Source organism: Streptomyces sp. NPDC033177 (assembly GCF_055577715.1).
On record NZ_JBVIPS010000007.1, the window covers coordinates 138,964 to 156,505 of the forward strand.

The following is a 17,542-nucleotide window of genomic DNA, read 5'->3' on the forward strand; positions in this document are numbered from 1 at the left end:
GGCCGGTCGAGCGCGTCCGACCGAGCGGCTACCACTGCGGCGGGCTCGCGATGGAGCGGGCGAGGACGTCGTCGAGGACCCGGGCCGTGGCGGGCACGTCCAGCTGGGAGTTGTCGATGATGGGCAGGCCCGAGCCGTACCAGCCGGCCATGCGGCCGTGGATGCGGGCCACTTCCTCGTCCGTCAGACGGCGGTTGCCGCTGCGCTCGGCGTTGCGCTCCAGGACGATCTCCAGGCCCGGCAGCAGGACCACCGGAAGCAGGCCGGGGCCCACGTGGCGCTTCCAGCCGCCGAGGCCGACGACCGGACGGTCGGGGAAGACCGCGTCGTCGAGGATGCAGGAGATGCCGTTGGCCAGGAAGTTCCGGGCGGCGAAACCGCAGGTGCGGCGGGCCAGGCGGTACTGCGCCTCGGAGTGGTCGTTCCAGCCCGACTGGGGGTCCGCGAAGCCCGCGCGCACCCATTCGCGTACGTCGTCCAGGCTGATGTGGGCGGTCGGCACCCTGCGGTGCTCCGCCCAGTACTTGGCGACGCTCGTCTTGCCCGCGCCCGCGGGGCCGATCAGGAGGACGGCGAGCGTGGTGCCGGCGGTGTCCGCCTGGGCCGTGCCGGGCGGCGGGCTCGGCATGGCGACGGGGCCGCCGGGCGGGAGCTGGATGTGGCCGGTCGTGTCCGGCGTCGGGGGCACTGGAGCACCCGGGATCTGGTTGTGCTGCGGGGCGCCGGGCGCCGCGTGCTGCGGCGCCGGGGCATGCGGGTGCGGGGCCGGTCCCTGCGGATGAGGGGCCGTGCCCTGCGGGTGCGGTGCGCCGGCGAATCCCGGCGCGGGAGGCGGTGGGCCGCCCGGCGCGGCACCCGGCGGCGGACCGCTCGGGTGATGTGCGGCCGGGGACCAGCCGGTGGCCGGTCCGTGCCCCGGCTGATGGGGCGGCGGCAGCGGAGACCCCACTGCGTGCTGCATCCGGTGCCACTCCGTCTCGTGCGACTGACGCTGGTCGGGCGGCGGCCGGGGCCACCCGTTACCGAACGGTACCGTCCCCGGCCGACGTTGTGTGAACGGCCGGGGAGGCCGCAGGGTGCCCGTGGCTTGTTCTTGCGGGCCGATTCAGCGCTTCTCGGGCGCTAGTTGGCCACTTCGCCGTACGCGGCGAGCAGCACCGCGGGGTCGGGTCCCTCCAGGACCGCGGGCTTGCCCAGGCCGTCGAGGACGATGAACCGCAGCAGGTCACCGCGGGACTTCTTGTCGACCTTCATGGTCTCCAGGAGCTTGGGCCACTGGTCGTAGCGGTAGCTCAGGGGCAGGCCGACCGACTCCAGGACGGCGCGGTGCCGGTCGGCGGTCGCGTCGTCGAGGCGTCCGGCGAGGCGGCCGAGTTCGGCCGCGAAGGCCATCCCCACGGAGACGGCCGCGCCGTGCCGCCACTTGTAACGCTCGTTCTTCTCGATGGCGTGGGCGAGGGTGTGGCCGTAGTTGAGGATCTCGCGCAGGCCCGACTCCTTGAGGTCGCCGGAGACCACCTCGGCCTTGACCTTGATGGAGCGCTCGATCAGCTCGGCGGTGTGCCGGCCCTGCGGGCTGCGCGCCGCCTCCGGATCCTCCTCGATCAGTTCGAGGATCACCGGGTCGGCGATGAAACCGGCCTTGATGATCTCCGCGAGGCCCGAGACGAAGTCGTTGACCGGCAGGGAGTCGAGCGCGGCCAGGTCGCACAGCACACCCGTGGGCGGGTGGAAGGAGCCGACCAGGTTCTTGCCCTCGGCGGTGTTGATGCCGGTCTTGCCGCCGACCGCGGCGTCGACCATGCCGAGCACGGTGGTGGGCACGGCGATCCAGCGGACCCCGCGCAGCCAGGTCGCGGCCACGAACCCGGCGAGGTCCGTGGTGGCTCCGCCGCCGACACCGATGATGAGGTCGCTACGGGTGAAGCCGGACTGTCCAAGCGCCTTCCAGCAGTACGCGGCGACCTCGGCGGTCTTGGCCTCCTCGGCGTTCGGCACCTGGATGGCGACGACCTCGAAGCCCTGTCCCGCCAGGTCCTCGCGCAGCGCGTCGCCGGTCTCGGCCAGCGCCTCCGGGTGGATGATCGCGACGCGCTTGGTCCGCTCGCCGATCAGGCCGGGCAGCTCACCGAGGAGCTGCCGTCCGACGAGCACCTCGTACGGCTCGGTGCCCGCGGTGCCGCCGACCTGGATACGGGTGGGCGTCTGCCCCGACGTCTCGGTCATCTCCGTCATGCTTCCTTCAACTCCAGTGCGTCGAGGACCGCTTGGGCTACCTCTTCGGGGGTGCGGTCGTCGGTGGCGACGACGGCACGGGCGACTTCGGCGTAGAACTGGCGCCGGGCGTCCATCAGTTCGCGCCACTGCTTGCGCGGGTTGACCGCGAGCAGCGGGCGCGCGACGTTCAGGCCGGTGCGCTTGACCGCCTCCTCGACATCCATCGAGAGATAGACGACGGGGTGCGGGGCCAGGAGCGCGCGGGTCGACTCGTCGAGGATCGCGCCCCCGCCGAGCGCGAGGATGCCCTCGTGCTCGGCGAGTGCCGTACGCACGGCTGCCCGCTCCAGGTCGCGGAAGTGCGGCTCGCCCTCGTCCACGAAGATCTCCGCGATCTCCCGGCCCTGTGCGGCCACGATGTCGGCGTCGGTGTCCCGGAAGACGGTGCCAAGGCGCTCGGCGAGCAGTGCCCCCACCGTCGACTTGCCCACGCCCATCGGTCCGACCAGGACGATCTGCGGGCCGGTCACCGGATCTGCAGGTTGTCGAGGTACGACCGCACGTTGCGCCGGGTCTCGGGCACGCTGTCGCCGCCGAACTTCTCCGCGACGGCGTCGGCCAGGGTCAGCGCGACCATCGCCTCGGCGACGATGCCCGCGGCCGGGACCGCGCACACGTCGGAGCGCTGGTGGTGCGCCTTGGTGGCCTCGCCGGTGGCGACATCGACGGTGGCGAGCGCGCGCGGCACGGTCGCGATGGGCTTCATCGCGGCACGTACGCGCAGCAGCTCACCGGTGGTCAGGCCGCCCTCGGTGCCGCCGGAGCGGCCGGAGGTACGCCGGATGCCGTCGTCTGTGGAGACGATCTCGTCGTGCGCCTTGGAGCCCGGCACCCGCGCAAGGTCGAAGCCGTCGCCGACCTCGACGCCCTTGATGGCCTGGATACCCATGAGCGCGGCGGCGAGGCGGGCGTCGAGCCGCCGGTCCCAGTGCACGTGCGAGCCGAGACCCACGGGCACGTCGTACGCGAGGACCTCCACCACACCACCGAGGGTGTCGCCGTCCTTGTGGGCCTGGTCGATCTCGGCGACCATCGCCTTGCTCGCGTCCGCGTCGAGGCAGCGCACCGGGTCGGCGTCCAGCTTCTCGACATCGGCGGGGGTCGGGTAGATGCCGTACGGAGCCTTGGCGCTCGCCAGCTCGGTCACATGGCTGACGATCTCGATCCCGGCCGTCTCCTTGAGGTACGAGCGGGCGACCGCGCCGAGCGCGACGCGGGCCGCGGTCTCACGGGCGGAGGCGCGCTCCAGGATCGGACGGGCCTCGTCGAAGCCGTACTTCTGCATGCCCGCGAGGTCGGCGTGGCCGGGCCGGGGCCGGGTCAGCGGGGCGTTGCGGGCCAGGTCGGCGAGGATCTCGGGGTCGACCGGGTCGGCCGCCATGACCTGCTCCCACTTGGGCCACTCGGTGTTGCCCACCATGATCGCGACCGGCGATCCCATGGTCAGGCCGTGCCGGACGCCGCCCAGGAAGGTGACCTCGTCGCGCTCGAACTTCATGCGCGCACCGCGCCCATAGCCGAGGCGCCGCCGGGCCAGGTGGTCCGCCACCATCTCCGTGGTGATCGGCACGCCGGCGGGAAGACCCTCCAGCGTCGCGACAAGTGCGGGTCCGTGGGACTCTCCCGCGGTCAGCCAACGCAACCTGCTCAACGGTGCTCCTCATGCTCGCGCCTGGAACTGCGTGGCGCGACCGGGTGCGCGGCCCTGGCCCGCCACCCCCGATCCTCCCACGTCGGGGGGCGGGACCTGGCCTCCGGTCCAGAAAGCGGACGTTCCCGCACAGCGGAGGCCCTAGCGGGCGGCCAGTGCGTGTTCCCCTGCCTTGCGCATCGCGGCAAGCGGTGCGGGCGAGCGCCCGGTCATCTGCTCGACCTGCAGCACCGCCTGGTGCACGAGCAGATCGAGCCCGCTGATCACGGCCCCGCCGTACATCGACCAGCGGGCCGCCAGCGCGGTGGGCCACGGGTCGTACAGGACGTCGAAGAGGGTCGCGGGCCGCTCGGGCACGGCGGCCGACAGCGCGTCGGTGGCACCCGCCGGTGTCGTGGCGATCACCAGCGGGGCGCTCAGTGCCTGCTCGGCGTCCGCCCAGTCCGCCGTCCGCACCTCCACATCGAGGCGCTCGCCCCACTGCCGCATCTCGGCGGCGCGTTCCTGACTGCGTACGTACGCGACGACCTCGCCGGTGCAGATCCGGGCGAGCGCGGCGAGCGCGGACGACGCGGTGGCGCCCGCGCCGAGGATCGCGGCCGACTCCACCTGCTCGATGCCGTGCTCCCGGAGGGCGGCGACCATGCCGGGGATGTCGGTGTTGTCGCCGACGCGGCGGCCGTCCTCCGTGAAGACGACGGTGTTGACCGCGTCGACGGAGGCAGCGGTCTCACTGATCTCGTCGAGCAGCGGGATCACCGCGCGCTTGAGCGGCATCGTCAGCGAGAGCCCGGCCCACTCGGGGCCGAGCCCGTCGAGGAAGCCGGGCAGCGCGGCCTCATCGACGTCGAAGAGGTCGTACGTCGATTCGACCAGTCCCAGCTCCCCGTATGCGGCGCGGTGCAGCACCGGGGAGAGGGAATGGGCGATGGGGGAGCCGAGAACCGCGGCTCGGCGCTTGTTGCTCATCAGCCGTTGTTCTTCTTCTGTTCCTCGAGGTACTTCTGACGGTTGATCTCATGCTGCTTGTTCGTCTCGGCGAACAGGGTGGTGTCCGCGTTGATGGAGACGAAGTAGTACCAATTCCCCTTGGCCGGATTCAGCGCCGACTTGAGCGCCTCGTCGCCGGGGTTGCCGATCGGCCCGGGAGGCAGGCCCTTGATCTTGTAGGTGTTGTACGGGTCGTTGAACTTGCGCAGATCGTCGACCGTTCCGGTTTCCAGGGTGCTTTCGGCCTTGGCGTAATTCACCGTGGAGTCGAAGTCGAGAAGTCCGTACGTCTCCGTGTTGTTCGGCTTGAGGCGGTTGTAGACGACTGTCGCGACCTTCTCGAAGTCGTGCTTGTACTTGCCTTCTGCCTGGACGAGGCTCGCCACGGTGAGCACCTGGAGTGGATCCTTCAGCTTCAGCTCCGCGGCCTTGGCCTTGAGGCCCAACTCGTCGTACTTCTGGTTGGCGTGGGCCACCATCTTCTTCAGGACGGCCTCGGGCTTCTGGCCCTTGGCGACGGGGTAGCTGGAGGGGTAGAGGAAGCCTTCCAGCGGGTCCTTGATGTCCTTGTTGGTGTTCGCCCAGTCCGGAAGTCCGAGGGACTTCCATTCCTTCTTGGCGACTCCCTCGGCGGTGCCCTTCTTGAGTTCGAGGCGCGTGTCGATCTGCTTGTAGACCCACGAGTTCCGCTTGCCCTCGGGAATGATGAGGTTATTGCGGCTCTTCGGGCTGAGCATCAGTTCGACGGCGCTTTGCGCAGACATTTTCTTCTTGAGGACGTAGACGCCCTCCTGAATGGTGTTCCCCTTGGAGTTCTGCGCCTGCGCGGAGACAAAAGCGTCCACGCTCTTGACGACCCCGGCGTCCTTCAGCTTCTGGCCGATCACATAGCCGCCGGCCCCCTTCGGGATGTCGACGGTAGCGAGGCCGGAACCCTCGCCCGCGTAATCCGGGGACGTTCCGAATCGGTCCTGGTAGAACTGGTAGCCGAAATAGCCGACCCCGCCGAGACCACCGGCGAAGACCAGCGTCACGACCAGGCAGGCGCAGCCGTTGCGGCGCTTCTTCGGCTTCTTGCCGCCCCGGCCGCCCTTACGGTCCCCGCGGCCACCGCGACGCCCCGGCGGCTCGTCGTCGTACTCGTCCTCGTCGTCATCGCCGCCCGCGAAGAAGGCGTGCTCGCCCTGGTCCGGGCCCGGGTCCCAGTCCTGCTGCGGCTCCGGCTCACCGCGGCGGCGGGACGGCGGCTCCGGCGGGGGATACGCGTCCGGAGTGCTGTAGTAGTCCGCGCTCTCCGCGCCGTAGCCGCTCTGCTGGTGGCCGTAGGGGTCCGCCGGGTCGGCGGTGTACGCGGCCTGGCCCTGCTGGCCGGTGTCCCAGCCGCCGTTGTACTGCTGCTCGGGCCCGCCGTTGTACTGCTGCTGGCCTGCGGGACCGCCGTACTGCTGCTGGCCGTAGGCCTGCTGCTGGCCCGTGCTCCAGTCGTCGTACTGCGCCTGGTGGGGCTGCTGCGCATGCTGCTGCGGCTGCTGCTGGGCATGCTGCTGAGGGTGGTACTGCCCCTGGCCGCCGTAGGGGGACTGGCCGCTCGCGGCCTGCTGTCCTCCCCATCCACTGTCCCCGTACAACGGGTCCTCGGGATGCCACGGTTCGGAGCCTGGACCCCGGCCATACTCAGTCATCGATCCCCTACATGCCGCGAGGCGGGGCCGCCGACTGGATAGGAGGGCAACCGTTCCGCCTCTTGATGCTGTGCGGCAGCTGTTCGAACACCGCCGCATCGCGCGGAACGTTACCGTATCGCGATCAGATGACCACTTCGACGCCCTCGCCCGGAGCTTTACCTGACGCCCGTTCGGACTCCAGTGCCTGCTGAAGGATGATGACGGCCGCCGCCTGATCGATGACAGACCGGCCCTTTTTGGACTTCACGCCCGACGCGCGCAGCCCCTGACTGGCCGTCACTGTGGTCATCCTCTCGTCCACGAGCCTCACCGAAATGGGGGCGACCATGCGGGCGAGGTCCTGGGTGAAGGCGCGGACCTTGGCAGCCGCCGGGCCCTCGCCCCCGTTGAGGGAGCGAGGGAGACCGACGACGAGCTCGATCGGTTCGTACTCGTCGACGAGCTGCTTCAACCGGCGCTGGGCGGCCGGGACATCGCGTCCCGGCACCGTCTCCACCGGTGTGGCGAGGATCCCGTCGGGGTCGCACGAGGCGACCCCGATCCGGGCATCGCCGACGTCGATCGCGAGGCGTCGGCCGCGGCGGATGCCCCCTGCGGAGTCGGAGTCCGACATCAGGCCGTCTCGCCGACAAGGCGCTCGACGGCCGCCATGGCGTCGCCGATGGCCGCGGCGTTCTGGCCGCCGCCCTGGGCGACGTCCGGCTTGCCGCCGCCACCGCCACCGAGGGTCTTGGCGGCCGTACGGACGAGGTCGCCGGCCTTGAGGCCGCGCTCGCGTGCGGCTTCGTTCGTGGCGATGACCGTCAGCGGGCGGCCGTTGGCCGTCGTGAAGAGGGCCACCACGGCCGGGCGGTCGCCGGGGATGCGGTGGCGGACATCGAGGACCAGCCTGCGCAGGTCGTCGGCGCCCGTGCCGTCCGGCACCTGGCCGGTGACGAGGGCGACGCCTCGTACGTCCTTGGCGCTGTCGACGAGACCGGCGGCGGCCGCGAGGACCTTCTCCGCGCGGAACTTGTCGATCTCCTTCTCCGCGTCCTTGAGCTTGCCGAGCATGGCGGCGACCTTCTCGGGCAGCTCCTCGGAACGGCCCTTGATCAGCTCCTGGAGCTGGGCGACGACCGTGTGCTCCTTGGCGAGGAAGTTGTACGCGTCGACGCCGACCAGGGCCTCGATGCGGCGCACGCCCGAACCGATGGACGATTCGCCGAGCAGCTTCACCAGGCCCAGCTGGGCGGTGTTGTGGACGTGCGTACCGCCGCACAGCTCCTTGGAGAAGTCGCCGATGGTGACCACGCGGACCCGCTCGCCGTACTTCTCGCCGAACTCGGCGATGGCGCCCTGCTTCTTGGCCTCGTCGATCGACATGACCTCGGCCTGTACGTCGAGCTCGTGCGCGAGGACTTCGTTGATCTTCTGCTCGACGTCCGTCATGACGGCCGTGGGCACGGCCGACGGGGAGCCGAAGTCGAAGCGGAAGCGGCCGGGCTGGTTCTCGGAACCGGCCTGGGCGGCCGTCGGGCCGAGCGCGTCGCGCAGCGCCTGGTGCGTGAGGTGCGTGGCGGAGTGGGCGCGGGCGATGGCCGTGCGGCGGCGGGCGTCGATCGAGGCCCAGACGGGTGCGCCGACGGTGATCTCGCCGACCTGGACGACACCCTTGTGGACGTGCACGCCGGGGACCGGCTTCTGCACGTCGCGGATCTCGACGACCGCGCCGTTGTCGAGGCGGATCCGGCCGGTGTCGCCGATCTGGCCGCCGCCCTCGGCGTAGAAGGGGGTGCGGTCGAGGACGACCTCGACCTCGTCGCCCTCGCGGGCGGCGGGCGACGAGACGCCGTTGACCAGGAGGCCGACGATCGAGGCCTCGTTCTCGGTGAGGCTGTAGCCGGTGAAGTCCGTGGCGCCGGAGTTGTCGGCGATCTCGCGGTAGGCGTGCAGATCGGCGTGGCCGGTCTTCTTGGCCTGGGCGTCGGCCTTGGCGCGCTCCCGCTGCTCCTTCATCAGGCGCCGGAAGCCGTCCTCGTCCACGGAGAGGCCCTGTTCGGCGGCCATCTCCAGGGTGAGGTCGATCGGGAAGCCCCACGTGTCGTGCAGCAGGAACGCCTTGTCGCCGGAGAGGACCTTGCCGCCGGCGGCCTTGGTGTCGGTGACGGCGGTGTCGAGGATGTTCGTGCCGCCCTTGAGTGCCTTGAGGAAGGCGGCCTCTTCGGCGAGGGCGACGGTCTCGATGCGCTTGCGGTCCGTCTGCAGTTCGGGGTACTGCTCGCCCATCGACTTGATGACCGTGTCGACGAGCTCGTGGACGACCGGGCCGGTGGCGCCCATCAGACGCATGTTGCGGATGGCGCGCCGCATGATGCGGCGCAGGACGTAGCCGCGGCCCTCATTGCCCGGCGTGACGCCGTCGCCGATGAGCATCACGGACGTACGCATGTGGTCGGCGACCACGCGCAGGGACACGTCCGAGCCCTGCTCGGCGCCGTACCGCACGCCGGTCAGCTCGGTGGCCTTGTCCATGACGACGCGCAGGGTGTCGGTCTCGTACATGTTCTGCACGCCCTGCAGGATCATCGCGAGGCGCTCGAGGCCGAGGCCGGTGTCGATGTTCTGGCTCGGCAGGTCGCCGAGGATCTCGAAGTCCTCCTTCGAGGTGCCCTCGCCGCGCTCGTACTGCATGAAGACCAGGTTCCAGATCTCCACGTAGCGCTCGTCGTTGACGGCCGGGCCGCCCTCGACGCCGAACTCGGGGCCGCGGTCGTAGTTGATCTCGGAGCAGGGGCCGCAGGGTCCGGGGACGCCCATGGACCAGTAGTTGTCCTTCATGCCCAGGCGCTGGATGCGCTCGGCGGGGACGCCCACCTTCTCGCGCCAGATGGTCTCGGCCTCGTCGTCGTCGAGGTAGACCGTCACCCAGAGGCGCTCGGGGTCGAGGCCGAAGCCACCGTCAGCCACGGAGCTGGTGAGCAGCTCCCAGGCGTACGTGATGGCGCCTTCCTTGAAGTAGTCGCCGAAGGAGAAGTTGCCGCACATCTGGAAGAAGGTGCCGTGCCGCGTGGTCTTGCCGACCTCTTCGATGTCGGGCGTACGCACGCACTTCTGCACGCTCGTGGCGCGCGAGAACTGCGGCTTGACCTCACCCAGGAAGTAGGGCTTGAAGGGCACCATGCCCGCGGGGACGAGGAGCAGAGTCGGGTCGTCCGCGATGAGCGACGCCGAAGGGACGACGGTGTGCCCGCGCTCCTCGAAGAAGCTCAGCCAGCGGCGGCGAATCTCGGCCGACTCCATCAGTGGTCCTCATTCCGGTTGTACGAGTACTTCGACTTCGAGAGGTACTTGCCCTGCGTGTTCTTGTCGGTCTTGCTGGTCTTGCCGTTCTCGATGGCCACGACCACCCGGCGCTGGCCGGGCAGTTCGGGGTCGACCGGGGCCTCAAGGCCCAGGGCCTCGCCCAGTTCGGCCTCGCGCTGGGCCATGCCGTCGCGGACGTCGAGAGCGAAGTCCTTGAGCTTGTGGCCCGCCTCGACCGCCTTGTTCGCGGCTTGGGCCGCGAGGCTCTCGGGGGTCAGTTGCTTGATCTTGCGGTTGACCTTGGTGGTGGCCCACACACCGGCAGCGGCGCCCGCGGTGAACCAGAACGTACGGCGGAACATCGCTGCGTCAGTCCTTCTTCCGCTTGCCCCGCCGCCGCGCGGAGGGCACCGTGCGCCCCACGATCACGGTACGTCGGGCGGACGCCGGGGGCACATTGGTTGATTCAGGTCCTGCCTTGCGGCCCAGGGCCCTGCGCACCCCGTAACCGAACGCCGCGACCTTGACGAGGGGCCCGCCGAAGGTGGAGGCCACGGTCGTGGAGAGCGCCGACGCGTTCGACGTGACTTCCTGGACGTCCGACGCGATGGCGTCGACCCGGTCGATCTGCGTCTGCGCGGAGCGCACCGCCTCGGAGGCGTCCGCGAGGAGCGGGACGGCCTGCTCGGTCACTTCCGCGACCAGCTTGGTGGTCGCCCTGAGCGTCTGCGCCAGCCTCACCAGCGCCACGGCCAGGAAGGAGACCAGGATCGCCCAGAAGACGGCCACCAGGATCCCGGCCACCTCTCCACCGGACACTGTGCACCGCTCCCTGATCATCGGCCCTGAACATCGAAAAGTCGTCCCCCGACCCTATCGCGCCGGGGCCGAGGCTCCGCACCGCATTACCGTGTCAGGGCAAGGGAGTTACCCGAAGTGATTGTACGGACCGCTTACGCATCGGTACGCTCCGTATCTCATGCGACGCGATCAGCGCACGGGCGACCACCGGCACAGCTCCCCCACACAGGCCCCGAGACCGGGGAACCTCCCCCTGGAGCTCAACGCCTTCGTCGGACGCTCCGCCGAACTCACCGCGCTCGCCGCCGCGTTGGAGTCGGCACGGCTGGTCACGGTGACCGGTGTCGGCGGCGTCGGCAAGTCGCGTCTGGCCGTCCGGGCCGCCTCCGGCGCCGAGCCGCGGGACGGCGCCTGGCTGGTGGAGCTCGCCGGGGTGCGGGACCCGGATCTGGTCGAACACGCGGTCGCGGACGCGCTGAACCTGACCGATCACACCCGCCGCACGCCGCGCAAGTCGCTGCTCGACCACCTCGCGGAGCGGGAAGTCCTCCTCGTCGTGGACGGGTTCGAACACCTCGTGGAGGCGTGCGCCTCGCTGGTGGGCGATCTGCTGCACCACTCCCCCGGGCTCCGTGTGCTCGCGGTGGGGCGCCGGCCTCTTGAGACCTGCGGCGAGCGGATCTTCCCGCTCGCACCGCTGCCCGCCCAGGACGCCGCCGCGCTGTTCGCCGACCGGGCGGCGTCGGGGCTCCCCGGCTTCACCCTGGACGAGGAGAACGAAGCCGACGTGGCGGAGCTCTGCCGCCGCCTCGACGGCATTCCGCTGGCGGTGGAGCTGGCCGCGGGGCGGCTGCGGGCGCTCTCGCCCGCGCAGCTGCTCTCCCGGCTCGACAACCGCTTCGCGCTGCTGACCGGGACGCGGCGCGATGTGCCGCCCCGGCACCAGACCCTGCGTACGGCCATCGGCTGGAGCCATGAGCTGTGCACGGCGGCCGAGCGTCTGCTGTGGGCGCGGCTCTCGGTGTTCTGCGGTCCCTTCGACCTGGAGGCGGCCGAGTACATCTGCAGCGGTGACGGCCTGCACGCGGACGACGTCCTCGATGTACTTGGCGAGCTGCTCGCGCAGTCCGTCGTGACCCGCGAGGAAGGCCCGACGGGCGTCCGCTACCGCATGCTCGACACGGTCCGGGCCTACGGCGCCGACTGGCTGGAGGCGACCGGCGACGCCGCCCGCATGCGGCGCCGGCACCGCGACTGGTACATGGGGCTCGCCACCTGGTGCGAGCTGGACTGGTTCTCGCCGCGCCAGGCGCAGGTCGCCCAGCTCATCGACTGCGAACTGCCCAATCTGCGCGGCGCCCTGGAGTACTGCCTGACCGAGCCGGACGAGACGCATCTGGGCCAGTATCTGGCGGGCAGCCTGTGGTTCTACTGGGTGGGCTGCGGGCGGCTCGCGGAGGGACGGCACTGGCTCGACCGCGCACTCGAGCTGGACGGCGGCCACGACGACTCCCGCCTCAAGGCGCTGTGGGTGCTCGGCTACGTCGCGGTGCTGCAGGGCGACACGGTGGCGGCGCTCGCGGCGCTGCAGGAGTGCAAGGACGAGGCGGAACGTACCGGCAGCGCCATCGCGACGGCGTACGCGGTGCACCGCATCGGCTGCCTGGCGCTCCTGAACGACGACATGCCGCGCGCCGAGACCCTGCTGCGCTCGGCCCTCGAGCAGTACCGCGAGATCGGCGAGCTCAACAGCAACGTCCTGATGGGGCAGGTCGAGCTGGCGATGGCCCTCGCATTCCGCGGGGAGCTGGCCGACGCGGTGGAGCTCTGCGAGGACGTACGCCAGGTCTGCGAGGACCACGGCGAGCGCTGGACTCTCGCGTACGCCCTCTATGTCCTTGGTTTCGCGGCATGGACGCGCGGTGAGGCGGCGACGGCCCGTGACCTGGTCATGCGGTGCCTGGCCCTTGACCACGCCTTCCACGATCTGCTCGGTACGGTCCTCGCGATCGAGCTGCTCGCCCTGTTCACCGCGGTGGAGGGCGATCCGGCCGAGGCCGCGGTCCTGCAGGGCGCCGCGTCCCGCATCTGGCCTTCGGTGGGACTCCCGCTGTTCGGCTCCGGGAACTTCGGCGGGCCGCACGCCCTGTGCGAGTCGCAGGCCCGCGAACAGCTGGGCGACGCGCGGTACGAGGAGTGCGTGGCCGTCGGGACCCGGCTCGCCCCGGACGCCGCGGTGTCCCGGGCCCTGCGCACCGGGTCCAAGGGGAACGCAAAAACCCGCCGCCTGCCCCACCACGAAGGGAGGGCGGGCGACGGGCTGAAGCAGGGAGAGCTACGTCCGGGTCAGCGGGCGTAGTACTCGACGACGAGCTGCTCGTCGCAGATCACGGGGATCTCCTTGCGGTTCGGGTCACGGTCCAGACGGAAGGCCAGGGCCTTCAGGTTCACCTGGAGGTAACGCGGGATCTCGCCGTCGGGGGCGAAGCCGCCCTCACGGGAGACCTGGAACAGCGGCTTCTCGCGGCTGCGCTCGCGGACCATCACGACGTCGTCGGGACGGACGCGGAACGACGGCTTGTCGACCTTGCCGCCGTTGACCTCGATGTGGCCGTGGCTGACCATCTGACGGGCCTGGTAGATCGTCCGGGCGATGCCCGAACGCAGGATCAGGGCGTCGAGACGGCGCTCGAGCTCGATGACCAGGGCCTCGCCGGTCTTGCCTTCGGCCTTCTTGGCGCGGTCGTAGGCACGGGCCATCTGCTTCTCGCTGATGTCGTACTGCGCGCGCAGACGCTGCTTCTCGAGCAGACGGACCTTGTAGTCCGAGTTCTGCTTGCGCCCACGGCCGTGCTCGCCCGGCGGGTAGGGGCGGGCCTCGAAGTACTTGACGGCCTTCGGGGTCAGCGCGATGCCGAGGGCACGCGACTTCTTGACCTTGGGGCGGGACTGGTTCGGCATGAACCAACCTCTCTGTTCATTGTGAAATCGGCTTCACCAGGGTTAGGGGAGGTCGCAATCCGCAGCCTGGGAAACCCATCGGATCCGGTGGTTCTGGATCCGGCGGGCAGCCGCTCCCTGGTCTGGGCACTATGTGCAGCACGCGAGTGGCCCACCGACCGCTTCCCGGAGTACGAGATGGTGGTGGGCTGCCCGCGACACCTTCGACGGTGCGCGACGCTCCTGGAGATCCCTGGACGGTGAGGTCCGGGGCTCCGGCTGGATGTCCCGTTCTGGTGGTGCCGGTACGAGACCGGACACGGGACGCAGCACTTCGGGCAAGTGTACCGGGTGCCGAGGGGTGCCTCAGCCGCGGCGGCTACTCGCCCTTGAGGCGCTCGCGCACTCGCTCCACCACGTCCGCGTACCGAGCCTCGGCCCCGTAGCGCGTGGGTTGGTAGTACCGCTTGGCGGCGACGGTGTCCGGTGCGTACTGCTGGGCGGCGATCGCGCCCGGCACGTCGTGCGGATACACATAGCCCTGGGCGTGGCCCAGCTTGGCCGCGCCCTTGTAGTGCCCGTCGCGCAGGTGGGGCGGGACGGGCCCCGCAAGGCCCGCGCGGACGTCGGCCTGGGCGGACTGGATGGCGATCGTCGCGGCGTTCGACTTCGGGGCAAGGGCAAGGGCGATCGTCGCGTGGCTGAGGGTGAGCGCGGCCTCGGGGAAACCGATCATCGCGACGGCCTGGGCGGCGGCGACCGCCGTGGGCAGTGCCGTGGGGTCGGCGAGGCCGATGTCCTCGCTCGCGGAGATCATCAGGCGGCGGGCGATGAAGCGGGGGTCCTCGCCCGCTTCGATCATCCGGGCCAGGTAGTGCAGGGCCGCGTCCACGTCCGAGCCGCGGATGGACTTGATCAGGGCGCTCGCGACGTCGTAGTGCTGGTCGCCGTCACGGTCGTACTTCACGGCCGCTCGGTCGACGGACTCCTCCAGGGTCTGGAGGGTGATCTCCTTCTCCCCCTTGGCGAGGGCCGAGCCGGCGCCCGCCTCCAGGGCGGTGAGCGCGCGCCGGGCGTCGCCGCCGGAGATCCGCAGGAGATGCTCCTCGGTGTCCTCGGGCAGCTCGACCGCGCCGCCCAGACCCCGCTCCTCGGTGAGCGCCCGGCGCAGCAGACCGCGCAGGTCGTCGTCCGTGAGGGGTTCCAGCGTGAGGAGCAGGGAGCGGGACAGGAGCGGGGAGATGATCGAGAAGTACGGGTTCTCCGTCGTCGCCGCGATCAGCGTCACCCAGCGGTTCTCGACGGCGGGCAGCAGGGAGTCCTGCTGGGCCTTGCTGAAGCGGTGGATCTCGTCCAGGAAGAGGACGGTCTCCTTGCCGTGGCCGCCCATGGCCCTGCGGGCGCCCTCGATGACCGCGCGGACCTCCTTCACGCCCGCGGTGATCGCGGAGAGCTCCACGAAGCGCTTGTTGGTGGCCTTGGAGACCACATAGGCAAGGGTCGTCTTGCCGATGCCGGGCGGGCCCCACAGGAACACCGACGACGGCCCCGCCGGTCCTCCCCCGCCCTCGCCGACCAGCCTGCGCAGGGGCGAGCCCTGCTTCAGCAGATGCTGCTGGCCGACGACTTCTTCGAGGGTGCGCGGGCGCATCCGGACGGCCAGGGGACTCGTCGAAGGGTCCTTCTCCTGGCGGTCCTCGGCGGCTGCGGTGAACAGGTCGGGCTCCACGGTTCGAACCCTACGTCAGCCCACTGACAACGCCGTCGGCGCTGTCTGGTCGGCGCTGTCCGTCAGCTGGTCCAGAACTCCCACCAGCGCGTGAGGATCAGCATGCCGATGATACCGACGTGCAGCACCGGAAGCACCCAGGTGAACTCGCCGAAGAACGTACGCAGCCAGGAGGGCGCGGGCAGGAAGCCGTTGCGGACGTTGAACGACGTGACGTACCAGAACATGACGATCGTGGCGACCCAGGCCAGGCAGCACCACAGGCACAGCGAGTTGATCTCGTACAGCGACTGGTACTGGAGCCAGGTGCAGAAGGCGACTCCGAAGAGCGTGCCCGCGTTCAGCGTCAGCCAGTACCAGCGCGGGAAACGCGCACGGCCCAGCAGACTCATGCCGACACAGATCACGACGGCGTAGGCGGCGAGGCCCAGCATCGGGTTCGGGAACCCGAACACCGACGCCTGGTCGCTCGTCATGATGTTGCCGCAGGAGACGACGGGATTGAGGCTGCAGCCGGGCGTGAAGTCCGGGTCTTCGAGGAGCTTGAACTTGTCCAGCGTGATGACCCACGCCGCGAGCAGCCCCGCCGCACCCGTGATCACCAGAAGCAGCGCGAACGCACGGCTCCCGCCGACACTGCGTGGCGCGTCCGCGTCCCTTCCCCCGTGGTCGTGATCCTGCTGGGAGGGGCGGCTTCCGCTTGCCGGGGTCGTCTTGCTCATCACGCCGTTCCGTCGCTTGGGGGGCCTGGGGGCACGGACATTGTGCCGCACGCGCGCGGGTGTCCACCGTTCGATGGACATAAGGAGGTACGGATTGCCAGCCCGTCCGGCGTTTGAGGACGAGGCCGCTCAGGCCGATGCCGGGGTCTGGGGGCGGAGGGGGCGAAGAAATGTCCCGCACCCGCCCCCGGCCGCCTAGCCCAGTCGCGCCGTCAGCTCGCCCACGATCTCGTCCACCGCGACAGCGGTCTGCTCCCCGGACTCCATGTCCTTCAGCTGCACGACGCCCTCGGCGAGATCCCGCTCGCCGGCGACGACGGTGTACCGCGCGCCCGAACGGTTCGCGTTCTTCATGGCTCCCTTGAGCCCCTTGCCGCCGTACGAGAAGTCCGCCGCGACGCCCGCCCTGCGCAGCTCCGTCACCTTGGCGAACAGCACCCGACGCGCCTCGTCGCCCAGCGGCACCGCGAACACACTGGTCGCCGAGGGCAGTTCGAGCTCCACGCCCTCCGCCTCCAGGGCCAGGACCGTGCGGTCCACGCCGAGCGCCCAGCCGACCGACGGCAGCGAGGGGCCGCCGATCATCTCGGACAGGCCGTCGTAGCGACCGCCGCCGCCGACCGCGGACTGCGAGCCGAGGCCGTCGTGGACGAACTCGAACGTCGTGCGGGTGTAGTAGTCCAGGCCACGGACCAGCTTCTCGTCGTCCTCGAAGGCGACACCCGCCGCCGTGATCAGCTCGCGAACCTGCTCGTGGTACGCCTTGCACGCGTCGCACAGATAGTCGCGCAGCATCGGGGCGCCGACCAGCTGCTTCTGGACGTCGACGCGCTTGTCGTCGAGGACCCGCAGCGGGTTGATGTCGATACGTCGACGTGTCTCCTCGTCCAGGTCGAGCTCGCGCAGGAAGTCCTGCAGCGCGGCGCGGTAGACGGGGCGGCACTCCTTGTCGCCGAGCGAGTTCAGCAGGATGCGGAACTGCTTCAGGCCGAGCGCGCGGTACGCCTGGTCGGCCAGGATGATCAACTCGGCGTCCAGAGCCGGGTCCTCGGCGCCGATCGCCTCGGCACCGACCTGCGAGAAGTGGCGGTAGCGGCCCTTCTGCGGGCGCTCGTAGCGGTAGTACGAGCCCGAGTACCAGAGCTTGACCGGGAGGTTGCCCGCCTTGTGCAGGTTGGCCTCCAGGGCCGCGCGCAGCACGGAGGCGGTGCCTTCGGGGCGCAGGGCGAGCTGGTCGCCGCCCTTGGTCTCGAAGGCGTACATCTCCTTGGACACGATGTCGGTGGACTCGCCGACGCCGCGCGAGAACAGCTCGACGTTCTCGAAGCCGGGCGTCTCGACATAGCCGTACCCGGAGTTCTTCAGGGGCGCGGAGATGGCCTCGCGCACCGCCAGGTACTTCGCCGAGTCCGGGGGCAGCAGGTCGTAGGTGCCCTTGGGGGCCTTGAAGGTGCTCACGGGG

The 17,542-nt window shown here is 70.3% G+C and carries 15 protein-coding genes; 1 reads left to right on the forward strand and 14 read right to left on the reverse strand.

The features are described from left to right. Positions 1-28 precede the first annotated feature (28 nt). The 10 genes from ACZ5U5_RS24360 to ACZ5U5_RS24405 form a co-directional block, all read right to left on the reverse strand. Positions 29-961, reverse strand: a complete 933-nt coding sequence (locus tag ACZ5U5_RS24360; protein ID WP_469025287.1) for a Pro-rich N-terminal domain-containing protein — start codon at positions 959-961, stop codon at positions 29-31. A gap of 161 nt (positions 962-1,122) precedes the next feature. Beyond that, complete coding sequence (aroB, locus tag ACZ5U5_RS24365) at positions 1,123-2,235, reverse strand: 3-dehydroquinate synthase (protein ID WP_469025290.1); 1,113 nt, start codon at positions 2,233-2,235, stop codon at positions 1,123-1,125. Then, positions 2,232-2,747, reverse strand: a complete 516-nt coding sequence (locus ACZ5U5_RS24370) for a shikimate kinase (RefSeq protein WP_469025292.1) — start codon at positions 2,745-2,747, stop codon at positions 2,232-2,234. Before ACZ5U5_RS24370 ends, aroB begins: the two co-directional genes overlap by 4 nt. After that, entirely contained in the window at positions 2,744-3,928 is a 1,185-nt protein-coding gene (aroC, locus tag ACZ5U5_RS24375; RefSeq protein ID WP_469025294.1) for a chorismate synthase, read from the reverse strand. The genes ACZ5U5_RS24370 and aroC overlap by 4 nt, the downstream gene beginning before the upstream one ends. A gap of 141 nt (positions 3,929-4,069) precedes the next feature. Continuing rightward, complete coding sequence (locus ACZ5U5_RS24380) at positions 4,070-4,897, reverse strand: shikimate dehydrogenase (protein WP_469025297.1); 828 nt, start codon at positions 4,895-4,897, stop codon at positions 4,070-4,072. Then, a complete protein-coding gene (gene mltG, locus ACZ5U5_RS24385) occupies positions 4,897-6,600 on the reverse strand; it encodes an endolytic transglycosylase MltG (protein WP_469025300.1) in 1,704 nt (567 codons plus the stop codon). The genes ACZ5U5_RS24380 and mltG overlap by 1 nt, the downstream gene beginning before the upstream one ends. A 124-nt stretch (positions 6,601-6,724) precedes the next feature. Further along, positions 6,725-7,216: a Holliday junction resolvase RuvX gene (gene ruvX / locus ACZ5U5_RS24390; protein WP_469025302.1), complete on the reverse strand. Its 492-nt coding sequence runs from the start codon at positions 7,214-7,216 to the stop codon at positions 6,725-6,727. Continuing rightward, entirely contained in the window at positions 7,216-9,885 is a 2,670-nt protein-coding gene (alaS, locus tag ACZ5U5_RS24395) for an alanine--tRNA ligase (RefSeq protein WP_469025304.1), read from the reverse strand. Before alaS ends, ruvX begins: the two co-directional genes overlap by 1 nt. Continuing rightward, on the reverse strand, positions 9,885-10,250 hold the full coding sequence (locus tag ACZ5U5_RS24400) for a DUF6167 family protein (protein WP_365821022.1): 366 nt from the start codon (positions 10,248-10,250) through the stop codon (positions 9,885-9,887). Before ACZ5U5_RS24400 ends, alaS begins: the two co-directional genes overlap by 1 nt. 7 nt (positions 10,251-10,257) lie before the next feature. Then, positions 10,258-10,707: a DUF948 domain-containing protein gene (locus ACZ5U5_RS24405; RefSeq protein ID WP_469025307.1), complete on the reverse strand. Its 450-nt coding sequence runs from the start codon at positions 10,705-10,707 to the stop codon at positions 10,258-10,260. Positions 10,708-10,867: 160 nt separating this feature from the next. Between ACZ5U5_RS24405 and ACZ5U5_RS24410 the strand changes: the two genes are divergently transcribed. After that, positions 10,868-13,048, forward strand: a complete 2,181-nt coding sequence (locus ACZ5U5_RS24410) for an ATP-binding protein (RefSeq protein WP_469025309.1) — start codon at positions 10,868-10,870, stop codon at positions 13,046-13,048. Here the strand turns inward: ACZ5U5_RS24410 and rpsD are convergent. From rpsD to hisS, 4 genes are all read right to left on the reverse strand, one after another. Then, the gene (gene rpsD / locus ACZ5U5_RS24415; RefSeq protein ID WP_160503779.1) at positions 13,036-13,650 is read right to left on the reverse strand and encodes a 30S ribosomal protein S4; all 615 of its coding nucleotides are present in this window, start codon (positions 13,648-13,650) and stop codon (positions 13,036-13,038) included. The two genes, ACZ5U5_RS24410 and rpsD, sit on opposite strands and share 13 nt — an antisense overlap. A 358-nt stretch (positions 13,651-14,008) precedes the next feature. Next, on the reverse strand, positions 14,009-15,358 hold the full coding sequence (locus ACZ5U5_RS24420) for a replication-associated recombination protein A (protein ID WP_363211006.1): 1,350 nt from the start codon (positions 15,356-15,358) through the stop codon (positions 14,009-14,011). A gap of 62 nt (positions 15,359-15,420) precedes the next feature. Next, the gene (locus tag ACZ5U5_RS24425) at positions 15,421-16,080 is read right to left on the reverse strand and encodes a vitamin K epoxide reductase family protein (protein ID WP_469025313.1); all 660 of its coding nucleotides are present in this window, start codon (positions 16,078-16,080) and stop codon (positions 15,421-15,423) included. 195 nt (positions 16,081-16,275) lie between these two features. Next, positions 16,276-17,538 carry a histidine--tRNA ligase gene (gene hisS / locus ACZ5U5_RS24430; RefSeq protein ID WP_469025315.1) on the reverse strand — a complete coding sequence of 421 codons (1,263 nt, stop codon included), beginning with the start codon at positions 17,536-17,538 and terminating at the stop codon, positions 16,276-16,278. Positions 17,539-17,542: the final 4 nt, after the last annotated feature.